The following is a 15649-nucleotide window of genomic DNA, read 5'->3' on the forward strand; positions in this document are numbered from 1 at the left end:
ATGAACCGCTACACCGATCAGGTCGTTCTCGTGACCGGCGGAGCTAGAGGGCTCGGCGCAGCCATGGCCCAGCGATTCGCCGCCGAAGGCGCGATCGTGGCTATCGGCGACCTCGACGAGGTCGGCGCCCGCGACCTCGCCGACCGCCTCGAAAAGGAATTCGGTCGCACCTGCCTGGCCCATCAGGTCGACGTCACCTCCTCGGAAAACGTCGGCAGTTGGATCGACACCGTCACTCGTGCGCACGGCCGCATCGACGTCCTGGTCAACAATGCCGGAATCATCCGCGACAACCGGATCGAGGACATCGACGACGACGACTGGCGCTCGGTGCTGGATGTTTCACTCTCAGGAGCCTTCTTCTGCGCCCGAGCGGCATTGCCGCACATGCGTTCGCGCAACTACGGGCGGATCGTGTCGTTCTCCTCGATGAGCTGGCGCGGCAACTTCGGCCAAGCCAATTACGTCGCCGCAAAAGCGGGCATCGTCGGCCTCACCCGCACCCTCGCGCTCGAAACCGCTCGCCAAGGCATCACAGCCAACGCGATCGCGCCCGGCCTCATCGATACCCCCATGCTCGCTTCGATGAACGCCCCCGCCCGCGAAAAGCTGATCGCCAAAGTGCCACAACGCAAAACCGGCAGCCCCGAAGACATCGCCGAGGCCGCCGCCTACCTCTGCTCACCGGCCGCCGGCTACGTGAGCGGGATAGTTTTGGATGTCGACGGAGGCTTGGGCATCGGATCCTCGATCCGCTGAATCCGGCCCACGGCCCCGACAGAACCTGTCAGGAGCTCTATGCCATCGCCGGAACACCTGCCGACACACTGGCACTGGCCAAGCATTGCGCGGCGCGTTGGCCACCGGAAGTGGAACCCGAAGGGTGGGGTAGCTCGAGTTGTCACCTACCCCATCCGGCCTGCAGGTCCCCGCGGGCTCAGGTTTGTTCGGCGGCAGCGATCAGGGCGCGCAGACCGGTCAGTTCAGCGTCGAAGGCGGAGCGCCCGGCGTCGGTGATGGTGAGCCAGGTCTTCGGGCGGCCCCGGCCCGTGCTGCGCCGGGTTGCGATCATGTCGGCCTCCTTGAGGACTTTGAGATGGCGATTCAGGTTGCCGTCGGTGAGTTGCAACTGATCGCGTAGTACGCCGAACTCCATGGCGACCCCGGAGCGGAGCAGCGCCAGGATGCCGAGCCGGATGCGTTGGTGCACGGTGTCATCCAGGCTCACGATGGGATGCGGTTCAGCCATGGCCGGTACCGGGCTCGATGCGCAGCATCTCGGTGGCCGCCGCCACCGCCGCCACCAACCCGATGATCAGGGCAAGCCAGGAGTATCCGTGGGCCGGGTCGACGATCGCCACAACCAGTGCGGAGGCGATGGCGGTGCCCCCGACCACGGCCGTCGCCAGTGACCGCATGCCCACGGCGAGCGCCGCCAGCCCGATCCCGACCACCAGCCACGGGGCGACCAGCGACCAGGCGCCGCGGTACAGCCAGGCGATCAATCCGACGGCAATCAGCAGGCCCATCCCGGTGAACAAGACGGCCAACCCGCGAAGATCCGGCATCTGAGTCGGCCGGCGGGTGAAGTACCAGCCGCTGACGATCGCGCTCAGTGGGGAAGCGACGAGCCAGTACCAGCCGATGCCGATGCCGGAATCGAGCAAGACGCCCACCGGCACCGAGGCGAGCACGGTCACGGCCACACAGAGCAAGGGGAACCACATGGGAGTGGCCAGCTTCCATCCGCGCCGGGTCAGGGTCGTCATATCGCCGAGGAGCGCGCGAGGATCCTCGGCATTCAAATTACTTTGCGATGCAGAGTTCATGCTCCAACTTTGCATCGCAAAGTCAATTTGGTCAAGTAGCGTCCAACCGGCTTGACGCGCGGCCGGCTGCTCGACCCGCGCTCACGGCACTTCCGGTTTGTCCTCGGGACCGAGCGCGGATGCGCGCGACTCCAGGTAGCGCTGTTCGGGCAGACTCGTCGTTCGACGGGCCGCTGTCCGATAAGCGGCGCGGGCGGCGGCACGATCTCCCCGCATTTCCAGCAGGTGCGCCTGGACGGCGATGAGCCGGTGATAGCCGGCGAGTCGCCCGTCGGACCCGAGCTCGGCCAGCATGTCCAGCCCGGCCTGGGGGCCATCGGTCATCGCTCTGGCCACCGCGTGGTTCAGCGTGACCACAGGGCTGGGTGCGACAGTTTCCAGCAGTTCGTACAGCGCGACGATCTGGGGCCAATCGGTGTCCTCGGCTCGAGCGGCCTCGGAGTGCACTGCCGCGATCGCCGCCTGGATCTGGTAGGGGCCGACCAGCGATCTCGGTAGTGTCTGCTCGATCAGATCGATGCCCTCGCGGATCTCGGCGGCCGACCACAGGCCGCGGTCTTGTTTCTCGAGTGGTACCAGCGCGCCGTCGGGTCTGCTGCGGGCAGCACTTCGGGCGTGGGTGAGCAGCATGAGGGCGAGCAGACCGGCTGCTTCGCCCTCATCGGGTAGCAGCCGATGAACCAGCCGCGCCAGGCGAATCGCTGCCGCGGCCAGCTCGGCCCGCTGTAGACAGGTTCCGCCGCTGGCCGTATAGCCCTCGTTGAAGATCAAGTACAGCACCTGCATCACCGCGCGCAGGCGCTCATCACGGTCCCGTTCGGACAGCGGACCGAAGGTGGGCCCGTCGACTGCCATCCGCTGCTTTGCCCGGCTGATCCGTCGGGTCATCGTCGACACGGGTACCAAGAACGCGCTCGCGATCTGAGCCGTTGTCAGGCCGCCGACCGCGCGCAGCGTCAAGGCGATCTGTGACTCCGCCGTCAGCGACGGGTGGCAGCACAGAAACAGCAGGAACAGGGTGTCGTCGCCTGCCGTGGGATCGGTGTCTGCCGGGGCCGATACTCGATCCCGAGCCGCATCCATCGCAGCGGCGGTGGTTTCTCGCCTGCGCCGCGCCGCATCCTGCCTGTACTGATCGGTCAACCGCCGGGAGGCGACGGTGATCAGCCAACCCCGCGGATTGTCCGGTGGCCCCTCCACCGCCCACCGGCGGGCAGCGATCAGCAGAGCATCCTGTACCGCATCCTCGGCCGCATCGAAGTCACCCCACCGGCGTGCCAGCGTGCCGAGAACGTGCGGCAGCAGTTCACGCAGCAGGTCCTCGACTTCGGATGCTCGACTCGGGCCGTTCACATCTCCAAGCCGCATGGGTCAATGAGAGGTCGCACTTCTACCCCGCCCAGCCTGATGTGCGGGTTGCGAGCGACAATCTCCATGGCCCGTTCCATGCTCTCGCAGTCGATCATGTCGTACCCGGCGAGATGCTCCTTGGCCTCGAGGTAAGGGCCATCCGTGACAACCGGGGAACCGTCGCGGAAGCGGACCGCTTTGGATTGTTCCGGGTCGGCGAGGGCGCTGCCGCCGATGTATTCGCCGGACTCGGTGAGTTCTCGTTCGAGCGCGGAGTGCTCGCGTACTACGCGCGCACGTTCTTCCGGTGTCAGCGCGGACCAAGTCTGGGGCGCGCTGTAGATGAGCAACAGATATTTCATCTCGAATCCTTCCCGCCACGGCCCCGCGTCGGAGCCTACTCAGCTATCGAAGCAGCCTGCTGAAAAGCGACATGCGACGACGAGTGCGCGTGTGTCCGGTCCCGGGCGTCGGCTCCGACCACCGGATGACAGCTCGCTTCGACCGAAGCGTCGCGTTCGAAAGGGAACTCGTCATGCCTCACGATCCGCAACCACGTCGTTGGCGTGTCCTGGCACTGCTCGCGACAGCCTTTTTCATGACGATCCTGGACTCCACCATCGTCGTGACCGCGCTGCCGAGCATCGCCGCGGATCTGGGAATGGACGACGTGGGCGGGCAATGGGTGGTCACTGCCTACGTGCTGGCCTTCGGTGCGCTGCTGCTGTTCTTCGGCCGAGTGGCGGATCTCCTCGGGCGTCGCCGGATGTTCATCGGCGGAAACGCGCTGTGGGTGGCAGCGTCGTTGCTGTGCGGCCTGGCTCCCTCCGGCGAGCTCCTGATCGCCGGCCGCGGCCTGCAAGGCCTCGCCGCGGCCGTCATCGCTCCCGCGGCGTTGTCCATCGTCATGGTGACTTTTCCCGCGGGGCCTGAGCGGAACAAGGCGCTCGCCCTCTGGGGCGGGCTCGGCGGCGTAGGAGCGACCGTGGGGCTGGTGCTCGGCGGGTTGATCACCGACGGACTCGGCTGGGAGTTCATCTTCTTCGTGAATGTGCCTGTCGGGATCGTCGTCGGCGCGCTGTCGCTGAGCCTGCTGCGGGAAAGCCGGGAGGCGGGGGCACCGCGGACCTTCGATGTGGCCGGAGCGGTGCTGGTGACTGCGGCGCTGAGCCTGCTCGTCTACGCGATCACGCAGATTCCCACTGTCGGCTGGTCGCATCCCCGGACCCTTGGCCTGTTCGTCGTGGCGTGCGTCTTCGGTGGGTTGCTGATAGTTGTCGAGAGTCGCTGCGCCGCTCCGCTGGTTCCTGGCCGGATTCTGCGTTCACGCCTGCTGATCGGCGGTAATCTCCTGATCTTCACGGCCGGGATGGCCGTGGACGGCCTGCTGATCACCTTGACCGCCTATGTTCAGCGCGTGCTGGAATGGTCGGCGCTGCAGTTCGGACTGCTGGCCGCGGTGATGACCGTGACATCCGTGGTCGCCATCGTTGCGGTCGAACGGTCGATCGACCACATCGGGATGAAATGGGCGGCGGTGGCCGGCAGTACGCTGCTCGGAGCGGGATGCCTGATCCTGGTCTCCACGGCCGGCGCCGTCGGCTCGGTGAGCATTCTGGTTGCCGGTCTGCTGGTTTTCGGTGCAGGGATGGGCGCGGCTTTCGTCAGCGCCCAGATCGCTGCCCTCACCGACGTGCGCGCCGGCCATTCGGGGCTCGCTGCCGGATTGGTGGACACCTCGTTCAGCATCGGTAGCTGCCTCGGGGTGGCGCTTGCCACCACTGCGGCACTGATCGGCGGGTATCAGACGGCATTCGCGGCCACCGCGGTGATCGCGGCTGTGGGCGTGGTGATCGGGCTGACTCTGCTCCATCGGCCGTCGCGAACGGCGGACGAGGTTCCCGATCTGGCCGACGAACTGGTGAACGATCGTCTGTGACGGCCTGCCGTGGGAACCGGCCGTGTCAGAGCCGGTTCGGTCGGAGCCAGTTCGCGTTTCGTGATGGATGGTGCGGTGTTCAGTTGACCAGAATCGGAGCTCCGTCGGACGGCACATGCGTGATGTTGCGGATCCGGCCCCGCGGGGTCGCGGACGCGGGCGGGGACAGGACATGGCGGCGCAGGATCTCTTGAAGCACCGCCGCGCCCTCCATCAGCGCGAAACCCGCTCCGATGCACCGGCGCACCCCACCGCCGAACGGCAGCCAGGTATTCGGCGCCACGCTGCCGTCGAGGAATCGACCGGGTCGGAACACCGCGTCCGGGAAGGCCTCGGGCCGCTTGTGCGCGAGCAGGATCGAGGTCGCGACGACGGCTTCTGCGGGCAGCTCGTGGCCGCCGATCACCATGTCGCGGGTGAGCTTTCGCACGACCCCTCCGATGACCCAGTGGTAGCGCAGTGCTTCCTTCATCACCGCTTCGAGGTAAGCGGTGTCGCCGTCGAGCGCGGCTCGGCGGGCGAGGTCCTGCTGGACGGGGTCGGCGGCCAGCTCGTGTAGCGCCCAGGACAGTGCGGCCGAGGTCGTCTCGTGCCCGGCGGCGAGCAGGGTGACCAACTGATCGCGGAGTTCGTCCGGGGTGAGCGGGGCGTCGTCGCCGCTGCCCGCTGCCATCAGTCGCGACAGCACATCAGCGCCCGGTGCGTCGCTGCCGGTGCGTCGCTGCTCGATCTCGGCGTAGAGGTGGGCGTCCAGACTGGCCCGGTCGCGCTGGAACCGCTTCCAGGGGCCGCGGTTCTGCAGGGCTGGGTAGCGGGAACCGAGCAGGGTGAGCGGGGCGATGTCGGTGACGCGGCGCATGGGTGGACCGAGTAGGTCGCGGCGGCGCGGATCGGCGACGCCGAGCACCACCTCGCCGATGACATCGAGGGTGATCCCGGTCATCGCGTCCAGGCTGCGGACCGTCGACCCCGGCTGCCAGGTCTCCACGTGGGTGCCGGCGATCTGCTCGATCATCTTGCGATAACCGGCCAGGGCGGGCCCGGTGAAGGCGGGCATCAGCAGGCGGCGGGCGCGAGCGTGCTCGGCCTCGTCGGTGATGAGCACCGAATGATCGCCGAGTAGCGGACGCAGGATGCCGTTGCTCTCGCCGGCGTGCAGGTCGGTGGGGGAGGCGGCGAAGATCTCGCGGATGTGTTCGGGCCGGGTGAACACGACCAGATGTCGGGCGTACGGCGGCACCAAGCGCAGGGTGAAGGTGTCGCCGTATCGGCGGGCGGTGGCGGTCATGAACCGCTCCCGTGCTTGCACATACCGCATCGTCTGTGCGATCGCGGGTAGTCGGGGGCCGGGCGGGTACATGGCGACGGTCCTCTCCTCGACACCTCACTCCACGGTAACCTCGGTGTGCGCGGGCCGTGCGGCGATCTGGAAGTCCACGGGTTCGCTGCCTCGCGGACAGCGCGACAGCGCGACGTTCTGCCTGAATTGTTGATCTCCGTAGATGATTTCAGCACGGAAAGGCTTTCTGGCGCGGATTCGCGGTCTTCCGTTGCGGATCGCGGTTCAGCCAGGCAGACCGACCAGGTCCGCGATGAGCAGAACGTGGCGTTGGAAATACTCGTCGCGCGCTCGGATGAGGTCGTCCATACGGCCGAACACCTCGAAGGTGATCGCTCCGAACAAGTGTGTCCAGGCGAGCAGCACGCGGTCCAGTTGCTCCTCGGACATGCTCTCGCCGCGTTGATCGATGAGTGTCCGCAGGTCGGCTCGGAGGGCCTCCGGCACCGGCTCGATGTCCGGAGCCTGGAGTTCGTGGCTCTCGCCGACGATCCGGGCCAGCAACAGAAGTACCGCGGCGGCCGGCTCCACCGTCTCGGGCGGTGCCGCGTACCCCGGCACCGGCGTGCCGTAGAGCAGCCCGTATTCCGCCGGGTGCGCGAGCGCCCAGGCCCGCACCGCGCAGCAGACCGCGAGCCACTGGCCGCGCGGCTGGTGCGCGGGTACCGCCTCGACGGCCTGCTGCGCGGCGTCGCGCAGATCCCGGTAGGCGTCCACGATCAGCGCGGTGAGCAGGGCGTCCCGGCTCGGGAAGTAGCGATACAGCGCCGACGCGACGATCCCCAGGTCCCGGGCGACCGCGCGCAGTGACAGGTTCGCGCCGTCCATGGCCAACCGGGCCCGGGCGGCCTCCTTGATCTCCTGGCTCATCTCGGAGCGGACGCGCGAGCGGAGCGACGAAGCGGACATGTACTGAATTCTCGCACGAGTGAGAACATCCGAACTTTTCGAGTACAGTGTTCTTGTATTAGAACAGTGTTCTCGTAATGCTCGGAAGGTGCTCGTGATGTCCCTACATGTCGTAGTCGGAGCTGGACCTGTCGGGTCCGCGACCGCCCTGCTGCTCGCCGAGCGCGGTGAGCGGGTGCGCCTGCTGACCCGCAGCGGCGGTGGCCCCGCGCACGACCACATCGAGCGGATAGCCGCCGACGCCGCCGACGTCGACGCGCTGATCCGCCATGCCACCGGCGCGGTAGCGCTGTACTGCTGCGCGGGCCCGCCCTATGACCGGTGGGTCACCGACTGGCCACCGCTGGGCGCGGCCCTTCTCCGGGCAGCCGAGGCCACCGGCGCGATCTACGTGGCGACCAGCAATCTGTACGGGTACGGACCGGTCGACGGCCCGATGACCGAGGATCTGCCGATGCGCGCGACTACCGTCAAAGGGCGAGTTCGGGCGCGGCTGTGGGAAGAGGCGCTGGCCGCGCACCGGGCCGGACGTGTCAGGGCCGCGGAAGTACGTGGATCGGACTACCTGGGAGCCGGTGCGGTGACCCCGCTCAGCGTGCTGGTGCTGCCCAAAGTGCTGGCAGGTCACCGCGTGTCCGTGCCCGCCGCTCTCGACGTCGCGCACAGCTGGACCTACGCCGGGGACGTCGCCCGCACGCTGGTCGCGGTCGCCGCGTCGCCCTCTCATCTGGGCCGCCCCTGGCATGTGCCCACCCCGCCGCCGCGCTCGATCCGGGCCATGGCGGAACGGATCGCCGAGCTGTCCGGCGCACCGCAGGCCCGGATTCGGAGCATGCCCGCGGTGGCGCTGCGATTGGCGGGGTACTTCGATCGAAACGCCAAGGAGATGGTCGAGATGCAATATCAACTCCGGTACCCGTTCGTGCTCGATTCCTCCGCGGCCACCGACACTTTCGGTATCGCTCCGACTCCCACCGACGACGCCCTGCGCGAGATGATCGCCGCGGAGCGCGCCGGCGCCGTGGAGCGCTCATGACACCGCGTCGCCAGCAAGGTCTCCAGGTCCGGGGTGTGGTCGAGGACGGAGGCGAACATCGTCTGGAGTCCGCTGAGTGTCGTACCCGCCAGCGGAGCCGCCATCGCGATGTAGTCGTCGACCTTCGGGATGCCGCCGAGGTGGTTGAGGTAGTAGAACGGCACGGCGCCACCCATCGAATGCCCGATCACGTCTACTTTTTCGGCGCCGGTCGTCGCGAGCACCTGGTCGATGAACGCCGCGATCTGCGCGGCGCTGACCTCGATCGGCGCTACGGCGCCGAGTGAACCGAGTTGTCCGACACCGTAGTCGGTGCTGAACACGCAGTAGCCGTGGGCGCGCAGCACCGGCGACATGGTGTTCCAGGTGATCGCCTGATTGCTGAGTCCGTGCAGCAGCACGACAGGCTCGGGGCGCTGCGCGGTGGGTCGGCAGGTGGGATCGTTGGCACCGGGTGGCGCGCTACCCGGGTTCGCCAGGTGAGCGGCCGCGCCGCCGAGGTAGCTGTAGGACGGGGCGGGTGCCGGCTCGTCGGCCGAGGCGGTGGAAGTCGACAGTAGTGCCGTCGACACGGCAAGGGCGCAGAGCCCGGTAAAACGCAGTTGCCAACGCGGCATGACTTCGCTCCTTACGGCGGATGACCGGCGAGGCGCAAATGACCGACCGGTCGGTCATAGCGTAGCGCGGGGCGGCGTTCGGCGTCGAGTCATGAGCGCCGGGCGGTCAGCCAACGCCGTGCGTGCGCGCTGACCCCGGCCACGTCACCTGCTTCCCTTCGCGTCCACGCTGAATCAGCGCGCGCGTCGGACAGATCCGGGAACCACCAGTCGAACGGTTGACCGGGGCAGGGTGCCGACGTCGTGCGCGTAGACCCGATGGGCTCCCTCCGCATCGGCGCGCCCGATACGGCCAAGTCGAGCTGGTGCTCGGAGCACTGCGGAACGAAGGCCAGAGTCTCGTAGAAGCACGGATCGTCGATCGCGCCGCGCCGCATCCGCACCAGGTCCGCCGACTGTGCCACAGCGAGGAGGCTCTCGGCCTGCTCCCAGCGCATCGGACCCCCTTCAGTCCCCGGCCTCGTGGTGAGCTGCCGGGGCGCCCGCGTTCAGTGTGCGCCAGTCGGACAAGCGCGGATCGTAGTTCACTGCATGAGCTTTCGGCGTCGAGTTCCCACAGGGCGGTCTCGGACACCACGGCGATGAGCAGCACCGCGATCGGGGCGGGATGTCGCGCGAAACGGTCCGCCGTGGCCTCGTCTCCGGCACCGCTGGCGGTAGTGCCGAGATGTCAATCGTCGAGAACAGTGCGCGCTGTGGTCGCGCCGGTGACCAGTTGATGAGCGATATCGGACAGCCGTGTACTTCGTCGCCGCCCGTAGGCCCGCAATGCTTGGAATGCCTGGTCCATGTCGAGGTTTCCCGCGTGCGCGAGTACGCCTTTGGCTTGTTCGATGGTGATGCGATTGGTCAGCGCGACCTGCAGTTGCTCGGTCAGCATCTCACCGCGATGGATCGCCCGTTCTTGCAGGATTCCGATCGTCGCGGTATCAGCGAGGGCTTGAGCTGTCCGAAGATCTTGTGCGGGCATGGGACCCGGCTCGCGGCCGAAGAGGTTCAGCGCACCGATGGTCTCGTGGCGTAGACGCATCGGCAACGCGTGGACGGCGACGAAACCTTCTTCGAGAGCGCGGGGGACGAACAGCGGCCAGCGGTCTGTCTCGGAGCGGAGATCGGTGACCGAGACCGGTTCGCCGCCGTGCACGCAATCCCAGCACGGACCTTCGCTGGTCTGGAGTTGGTACAGCTCGAGCATGCGGGTCTGTTCGGTAGAGGAGGCGAGCACTTGCAGACTGCCCCGTTGGTCGGAAAGCACGATTCCGGCTGCGGCGGCATCGAGGAGACGAACACAGTGGGAAACGAGCTCGTGGAGCACGTCCACGATGTCGTAATCGTCGACCAGCGTGTCCGCCATTTGGACAAACGCCTCCAAAAGACTGGCTTCTCGTTCTCTGGTCGACAGCGGCGCCTCGGGCATGGCGTTGTCTCCTTCCTCCGGTGTCAAAGGTAATCCCGACGCGCGGTTTCCGCGCCTGCGGTCATCGAAGTGCTTCGGGCGATCCGGGCTCATGGCTTTTCCAGGTCAGCGGGGGTCAATCGGCGGGCGACCAGATCATCGGCGACGTCATCGACCAGGCGTCCGGTCGTGAAGGAGTAAGCACGCAATCGCGCGAGCGCGTGTGCCGCGGAGATACCGAATTCCGCGATGAGCATCCCCGTCGCTTGATGCACCTGGCCGCGACTGCTGGGCAGGTCGGTCCACCACGACTGCGGTTGGTCCAGCACGTTAATCTGCATCTCCAGCACAGCCATCGCCACCATATCCACGGTCTGCAGCGCGATGGCGACCTCGGCTGCGGACAGCCAGCCGGGTTGCTCGCGGTAGAGATCCATCGCGCCGAGGCTGATCGCACCACTGATCAAAGGAAACGCGAAAATCGCGCCCACCGGTTCGTTGGTCATTTCCGTGGCGAAAACCGGCCATGCTGTGTTGGTAGCGCGCAGATCCGCCACCAGCACCGGGCGGTGGGTCTGGAAGGCTTCGAAGCACGGGCCTTCCCCGAGACTGAACTGCACCGCGTCGATCCGGGCGACCACTTCGTCGCTGGTGTAGAGGGTTTCACGAATATTGGTGTCGGCCATCAGCGATATCGAAGCACCATCGACAGGCAACAAATCCACACACATCCTGCCCAATCGCGCTACCGCGTCCAAGCCATCGCGGCTGCTGTCCAACGCGGACAGCAGGGCCGCGCGAGCTTCGAGGATCGAGTCCTGATCACTCAACGACCGTCGCCACCCCGGGCAACATGTCGACGGCGCCCATTGTCATGTCCACTGTGTGCATCGGTTGCCGCGATTCTCTCAGTAGCGCATCGGACTGGTGGCGTGCAAGGTGCATGTCTCGGACGGAAGCGAGTGAGCGGTCGTCATGTGTTCACCCGGGTGACAGATACGGGCTTCGAGGATGGTCGCAGCATAGCGCCCAGTTGTCTCGTATCCCAGGCGCCTTCAACCTACCGCCGCCCGGCCTGAGGCAGTAGGCTTGTAATTGCTGTCCTTGACCCTGGCAGTCGAACGCAAGCGCGCGACGACCGAAGGTGTCACCATGGGCAACAGATGGCTTGCTGTCGAGCGACTGGACAGCCATACTTCCGCAGCCGAACCGGTGTCGGCAACCGAGCGGTTCCCGTCGCCGCAGCGACAGGTCATCGGCCCGATCGACGAACACCGACTTCCCTCGCGCGCATCGGAACCTGTTGTCGCACAAGCTTCGCGGCAACGTGGTGGCGGAGACAGCTACGACAACATCGAACCGATGCTCGAACAGCTGGCCCAGCTCGGAGCGCAGGATCCGGGCCGACCGATATTGCGCGAGGACATCATCGGCCGATGCCTACCGCTGGCCGACCACATCGCCAGGAGGTTCGCCGGTCGTGGGGAGAACTTCGAAGACCTCCAGCAGGTCGCTCGCCTGGGACTGCTCCTGGCAATCGATCGCTTCGACCCCACCTACGGCGCGGGCTTCCTGGCATTCGCGGTGCCCACGATCATGGGTGAGGTTCGTCGCCATTTCCGTGACCGCACCTGGGCTGTGCGAGTACCCCGGCGTATCAAGGAAATTCAGCAGCTGCTCGGCCCCGCGACCGACGCGTTGACCCATGAGCTGGGCCGCGCACCCACAGCGCGGGAAATCGCTGCGGAACTCGGTATCGATCTGGTCGAGGTCACGCACGCGCTGGTCGCGCGCAACGCCTACCGCACAGCGCCGATCGATGCGCCTACCGGCAACGAGAACGGCAACACGTCACCTTCGCTGCTCGACTTCCTCGGCGCCGAGGACCCCGAATACCGCCACGTCGAGGACTTCTTGGCCGTTCGGCCGTTGATCGCCGCACTGCCCGCACTGGAACGTCAGGTATTGCACCTGCGGTTCTTTCGATTCCGATCCCAACAGCAGATCGCCCGGCAGATCGGCGTTTCTCAGATGCAGGTGTCACGCATTCTTGCCAGAACTCTGAACGCATTGCGAGAGAGCGCGTTACGCGACTGACCGGCCGGGCCATGGGATAGCCGCGAGATTGCGGTGATTTCAACCGGCAGGCCGTTTGGTGTTGCCCGACAGGAGAATCCGTGTCGGATCAAGTGAAGAACAATTCGTCTCGTCGGTGATTTGCCGTACGGGGACACACGAGGAGGCCATGATGGCGAGTTCGATTCCAGCCCAACAGTTCGGCAGCACACCTGAATACGGCGATGCCGAATCCCTCACGGCGATCGTGATGCATGACAGCGACCTCGTCGGTCGCCTCCAGGACATGGGTTTGCGGAGGCTGTGTGTGTCCGCGGTCGGCTTGTCCCCGCAGGCGCAGCGACGGCTCGAGGCGATAGCCGAAGCGTTGCAGAGTGCCGAATAGCGCCGCTGAGACGGTCCGCCGCGATCAGCGATGACGTCGGCTTCGGTAGAGCCGCTGACAAGCATCATCCCGCGACGGTGGAGCTCGAACCCGGGCCGCAGGTGCGCGACCTGCCGCGCGTTCGCCGTCGCTGATCCCAGCGATCGGCCAGCAGGACCCGGGCGGTGTCGAGAATGGAGGAATCGTGGGCCTTGTTCGAGCATGTGCCGCAGTCGGGCGCCCTGTGCCCGGTCGAGGTGGACGCCAGGTATCCCGTTCAAACGTGGCCGAGTTCTGCGGGGGAGGGCGTCGACCACGTCCCGGGGCCCGCGGCGGGGAGCCGGTGCGCCGGTGAGCCCTATGCTGACGGGCGTGGCGCGCACCGAAGGAACTCGAGCACCCGGTCGTCCGGCGGCGGCAAGCCGCGACGACGTACTCGATGCCGCCATCCACACCTTCCTGGCGGGAAGGCGGGTCGACGCGAATGCCATCGCCGCCCAGCTCGGTCTGGGCCGGACCAGTATCTATCGGTGGTTCGGTTCCAGGGACGGGTTGCTCGGTGCCGCTCTGGCCCGCCAGCTCGAGCAGATGGTCGGGTACGCCGAACGACGTAGTACCGCGACCGGCGGCGAGCGGCTCGTCGAGGTTCTCGATCTGGCCGTGCACTGGTTGGTCGACAACGGTTCGTTGCGCACTTATTTCGACCAGGAATCCACCGCGGCATTGCGCCTGATCACCCGCAGCGACGGGGTGGTGCACCCGGCGGCGGTCGCGATCGTCGAAGGGCTGCTCGAGCGCGCAGAGGAGCAGGGGTACCGGCCGCCCATCGACCGCGCCACTCTCGCCTACGCGCTGGTCAGGCTGTGGGAGGCATTCCTGTACAACGACGCTGTCGCCGGCTTTCAGGGTGATGTGGAGAGGTTGAGCCGGGTCCAGGCCGCACTGCTGCGGGCTTGAGCGGGAGAGTGCCGATCAGCGTGTCCCGAAGGCCCGAGCAGTACCAGGCGGCAATGCCTTCCAGGGCTGCCTGCCGCGGTATCGGCCGTCGCGCGCGGTGCCATTCCCCTGCCGTCGCCAAGGTCGCGCCGATCAGCCCGTAGGCGAGCAGGTGGGCCCGAGGCGGCCCGCCGTTGTGCAGGCGGAGATGGGTGGCCAGGTCGGTGACGAATCCGGCCAGTGCTGCGGCGATCCGGGGGTCGACGGTGTGGCCGCCGGCGGTGCCGGAGTGGAAGACCAGCTCCGGTGTCGAGTGGCTGTCGGACTCGACGAGGTCGAACAGGACCCCGGCGGTGCGGTACACCCGGTCGAAGTCCGAGCCCGCCGTGCTGAGCGTTCGGATCCTGACTGTGACGTCGGTCAGGTAGTCGGACACGACCGCGAGATAGAGCTCCTTCTTGTTCGGGAAATGCCGGTAGAGAACGGGTTTGGACGTGCGGGCGACGGCACAGACGTCTTCCATGGTTGTGCCGTGGTAGCCGTGTGCGGTGAAGGCTGTCCGCGCGGCGGCGATGAGCCGGTCGCGCTGGGTGCGGTGGCCCGCGTCGGATCTGGCCGTCGCGGAGGGCGTACTCATGTGCCGGACCCCTCTCTATTTGATACACGAGGAACTCTATGTAACATACCGGACCATGCAACTGGCCTTCACCGAGGACGAGCTCGCCTTCCGCGACGAGCTGCGTGCCTTTTTCCGCAGTGCGATTCCCGCAGACATCCGCCGCCGGAACCGGCACATGCACGAGCTGAGCAAAGCCGACTACGTCACCACTCAGCGCATCCTCAACGATGCGGGGCTGGCCGTCCCGAACTGGCCGATCGAATGGGGTGGCCGGGACTGGTCGGACGTGCAGCGCCACCTCTGGCATCACGAGATGCAGCTCGCCTCGGTGCCCGAGCCACTCACCTTCAACACCAACATGATCGGCCCGGTGCTCGCCGAGTTCGGCTCGCCGGAGCTCAAGGAGCGGTTCCTGCCCGCGACGGCGAACCTCGACATCTGGTGGTGCCAGGGCTTCTCCGAGCCCGACGCCGGGTCCGACCTGGCCTCGCTGCGCACCGTCGCGGTGCGTGACGGTGACGAGTACGTGGTCAACGGACAGAAGACCTGGACCACGGCCGCGCAGAGCGCGGACTGGATGTTCTGCCTGGTCCGCACCGATCCCACCGCGCCGAAGAAGCAGGCGGGCATCTCGATGCTGCTGTTCCCGATGGACACTCCCGGCGTGACGGTGCGGCCGATCGAGCTGATCGACGGCGGCTTCGAGGTCAACGAAGTGTTCCTGGAGAACGTGCGGGTACCCGCCACGCACCTCGTCGGTCAGGAGAACCACGGCTGGACCTACGCCAAATTCCTGCTCGGCAACGAACGCACCGGCATCGCCGCCGTCGGGCAGACCAAGGTCCGCCTGGAGCTGGCGAAAGAGTACGCCGCCCAGACCGCGCTCGGCGACGGCACGCTCCTCGACGACGCGGCCTTCGCGGCCCGGATCGCCGATCTCGACAACGAATTGCTGGCTCTGGAACAGGTGCAGCTGCGGGTCGCCGCGAGTTCGAGCGCGGGCGCCGCCAACCCGGTCTCCTCGATTCTCAAACTGCGCGGCACCGAACTGCAGCAGGCCGTGACCGAGCTGTTCGTCGACATCGCGGGTCCGGCCGCCGTCGCGCGGGTGGGGGAGACCGAGGACTGGGCGCGCCGCAGCACCGCCGCCTATCTGAACTACCGCAAGACATCGATCTACGGCGGATCGAACGAAGTGCAGCGCACCATCATCGCCTCGACGATTCTCGGACTGTGAGG

17 protein-coding genes and 1 pseudogene are annotated in these 15649 nt (G+C 66.9%); 7 read left to right on the forward strand and 11 right to left on the reverse strand.

From position 1 onward, the window contains the following. Positions 1 to 759 carry an SDR family NAD(P)-dependent oxidoreductase gene (locus BOX37_RS14420; protein WP_071928094.1) on the forward strand — a complete coding sequence of 253 codons (759 nt, stop codon included), beginning with the start codon at positions 1 to 3 and terminating at the stop codon, positions 757 to 759. A gap of 178 nt (positions 760 to 937) precedes the next feature. On the opposite strand, the gene BOX37_RS14425 is transcribed toward BOX37_RS14420, so the two are convergent. The 4 genes from BOX37_RS14425 to BOX37_RS14440 all read right to left on the reverse strand — a co-directional run bounded on the left by BOX37_RS14425 (position 938) and on the right by BOX37_RS14440 (position 3541). Then, positions 938 to 1249 carry a transcriptional regulator gene (locus tag BOX37_RS14425; RefSeq protein WP_071928095.1) on the reverse strand — a complete coding sequence of 104 codons (312 nt, stop codon included), beginning with the start codon at positions 1247 to 1249 and terminating at the stop codon, positions 938 to 940. After that, entirely contained in the window at positions 1242 to 1769 is a 528-nt protein-coding gene (locus BOX37_RS14430; RefSeq protein ID WP_071928096.1) for a hypothetical protein, read from the reverse strand. The genes BOX37_RS14425 and BOX37_RS14430 overlap by 8 nt, the downstream gene beginning before the upstream one ends. A gap of 141 nt (positions 1770 to 1910) precedes the next feature. Further along, a complete protein-coding gene (locus BOX37_RS14435; RefSeq protein WP_071928097.1) occupies positions 1911 to 3197 on the reverse strand; it encodes an RNA polymerase sigma factor in 1287 nt (428 codons plus the stop codon). Further along, the gene (locus BOX37_RS14440; RefSeq protein WP_071928098.1) at positions 3179 to 3541 is read right to left on the reverse strand and encodes a YciI family protein; all 363 of its coding nucleotides are present in this window, start codon (positions 3539 to 3541) and stop codon (positions 3179 to 3181) included. Before BOX37_RS14440 ends, BOX37_RS14435 begins: the two co-directional genes overlap by 19 nt. Before the next feature lie 173 nt (positions 3542 to 3714). On the opposite strand from BOX37_RS14440, the gene BOX37_RS14445 reads away from it, so the two are divergent. Then, complete coding sequence (locus BOX37_RS14445; protein WP_071931500.1) at positions 3715 to 5118, forward strand: MFS transporter; 1404 nt, start codon at positions 3715 to 3717, stop codon at positions 5116 to 5118. Between the two features lie 79 nt (positions 5119 to 5197). Here BOX37_RS14445 and BOX37_RS14450 read toward each other — a convergent pair whose 3' ends face one another. After that, complete coding sequence (locus BOX37_RS14450; RefSeq protein ID WP_071928099.1) at positions 5198 to 6478, reverse strand: cytochrome P450; 1281 nt, start codon at positions 6476 to 6478, stop codon at positions 5198 to 5200. Positions 6479 to 6682: 204 nt separating this feature from the next. Then, a complete protein-coding gene (locus BOX37_RS14455) occupies positions 6683 to 7366 on the reverse strand; it encodes a TetR/AcrR family transcriptional regulator (RefSeq protein ID WP_071928100.1) in 684 nt (227 codons plus the stop codon). Positions 7367 to 7463: 97 nt separating this feature from the next. Between BOX37_RS14455 and BOX37_RS35305 the strand changes: the two are divergent. Further along, positions 7464 to 8081, forward strand: a pseudogene (locus BOX37_RS35305) (NAD-dependent epimerase/dehydratase family protein); the annotation flags it as partial. 188 nt (positions 8082 to 8269) lie between these two features. Here BOX37_RS35305 and BOX37_RS35310 read toward each other — a convergent pair. The 4 genes from BOX37_RS35310 to BOX37_RS14480 all read right to left on the reverse strand — a co-directional run bounded on the left by BOX37_RS35310 (position 8270) and on the right by BOX37_RS14480 (position 11245). After that, the gene (locus tag BOX37_RS35310; protein WP_156910406.1) at positions 8270 to 9019 is read right to left on the reverse strand and encodes an esterase/lipase family protein; all 750 of its coding nucleotides are present in this window, start codon (positions 9017 to 9019) and stop codon (positions 8270 to 8272) included. A gap of 89 nt (positions 9020 to 9108) precedes the next feature. After that, positions 9109 to 9456: a hypothetical protein gene (locus BOX37_RS14470; RefSeq protein ID WP_071928102.1), complete on the reverse strand. Its 348-nt coding sequence runs from the start codon at positions 9454 to 9456 to the stop codon at positions 9109 to 9111. Positions 9457 to 9689: 233 nt separating this feature from the next. Further along, the gene (locus tag BOX37_RS14475) at positions 9690 to 10436 is read right to left on the reverse strand and encodes a GAF and ANTAR domain-containing protein (protein WP_071928103.1); all 747 of its coding nucleotides are present in this window, start codon (positions 10434 to 10436) and stop codon (positions 9690 to 9692) included. Positions 10437 to 10525: 89 nt separating this feature from the next. Further along, the gene (locus tag BOX37_RS14480) at positions 10526 to 11245 is read right to left on the reverse strand and encodes a GAF domain-containing protein (RefSeq protein WP_206045832.1); all 720 of its coding nucleotides are present in this window, start codon (positions 11243 to 11245) and stop codon (positions 10526 to 10528) included. 322 nt (positions 11246 to 11567) lie between these two features. Between BOX37_RS14480 and BOX37_RS14485 the strand changes: the two genes are divergently transcribed. The 3 genes from BOX37_RS14485 (at position 11568) to BOX37_RS14495 (ending at position 13812) form a co-directional block, all read left to right on the forward strand. Further along, positions 11568 to 12512 carry an RNA polymerase sigma factor SigF gene (locus BOX37_RS14485; RefSeq protein WP_084760818.1) on the forward strand — a complete coding sequence of 315 codons (945 nt, stop codon included), beginning with the start codon at positions 11568 to 11570 and terminating at the stop codon, positions 12510 to 12512. A 58-nt stretch (positions 12513 to 12570) separates the two neighbouring features. Next, the gene (locus BOX37_RS14490) at positions 12571 to 12876 is read left to right on the forward strand and encodes a hypothetical protein (RefSeq protein WP_156910407.1); all 306 of its coding nucleotides are present in this window, start codon (positions 12571 to 12573) and stop codon (positions 12874 to 12876) included. Between the two features lie 351 nt (positions 12877 to 13227). Then, the gene (locus tag BOX37_RS14495; protein WP_240505346.1) at positions 13228 to 13812 is read left to right on the forward strand and encodes a QsdR family transcriptional regulator; all 585 of its coding nucleotides are present in this window, start codon (positions 13228 to 13230) and stop codon (positions 13810 to 13812) included. Here BOX37_RS14495 and BOX37_RS14500 read toward each other — a convergent pair. Next, positions 13712 to 14428: a TetR/AcrR family transcriptional regulator gene (locus tag BOX37_RS14500; RefSeq protein WP_071928106.1), complete on the reverse strand. Its 717-nt coding sequence runs from the start codon at positions 14426 to 14428 to the stop codon at positions 13712 to 13714. The two genes, BOX37_RS14495 and BOX37_RS14500, sit on opposite strands and share 101 nt — an antisense overlap. Positions 14429 to 14483: 55 nt before the next feature. Between BOX37_RS14500 and BOX37_RS14505 the strand changes: the two genes are divergently transcribed. Continuing rightward, positions 14484 to 15647, forward strand: a complete 1164-nt coding sequence (locus tag BOX37_RS14505) for an acyl-CoA dehydrogenase family protein (RefSeq protein ID WP_071928107.1) — start codon at positions 14484 to 14486, stop codon at positions 15645 to 15647. Positions 15648 to 15649: the final 2 nt, after the last annotated feature.

The organism is Nocardia mangyaensis (genome assembly GCF_001886715.1).
GTDB lineage: Bacteria > Actinomycetota > Actinomycetes > Mycobacteriales > Mycobacteriaceae > Nocardia > Nocardia mangyaensis.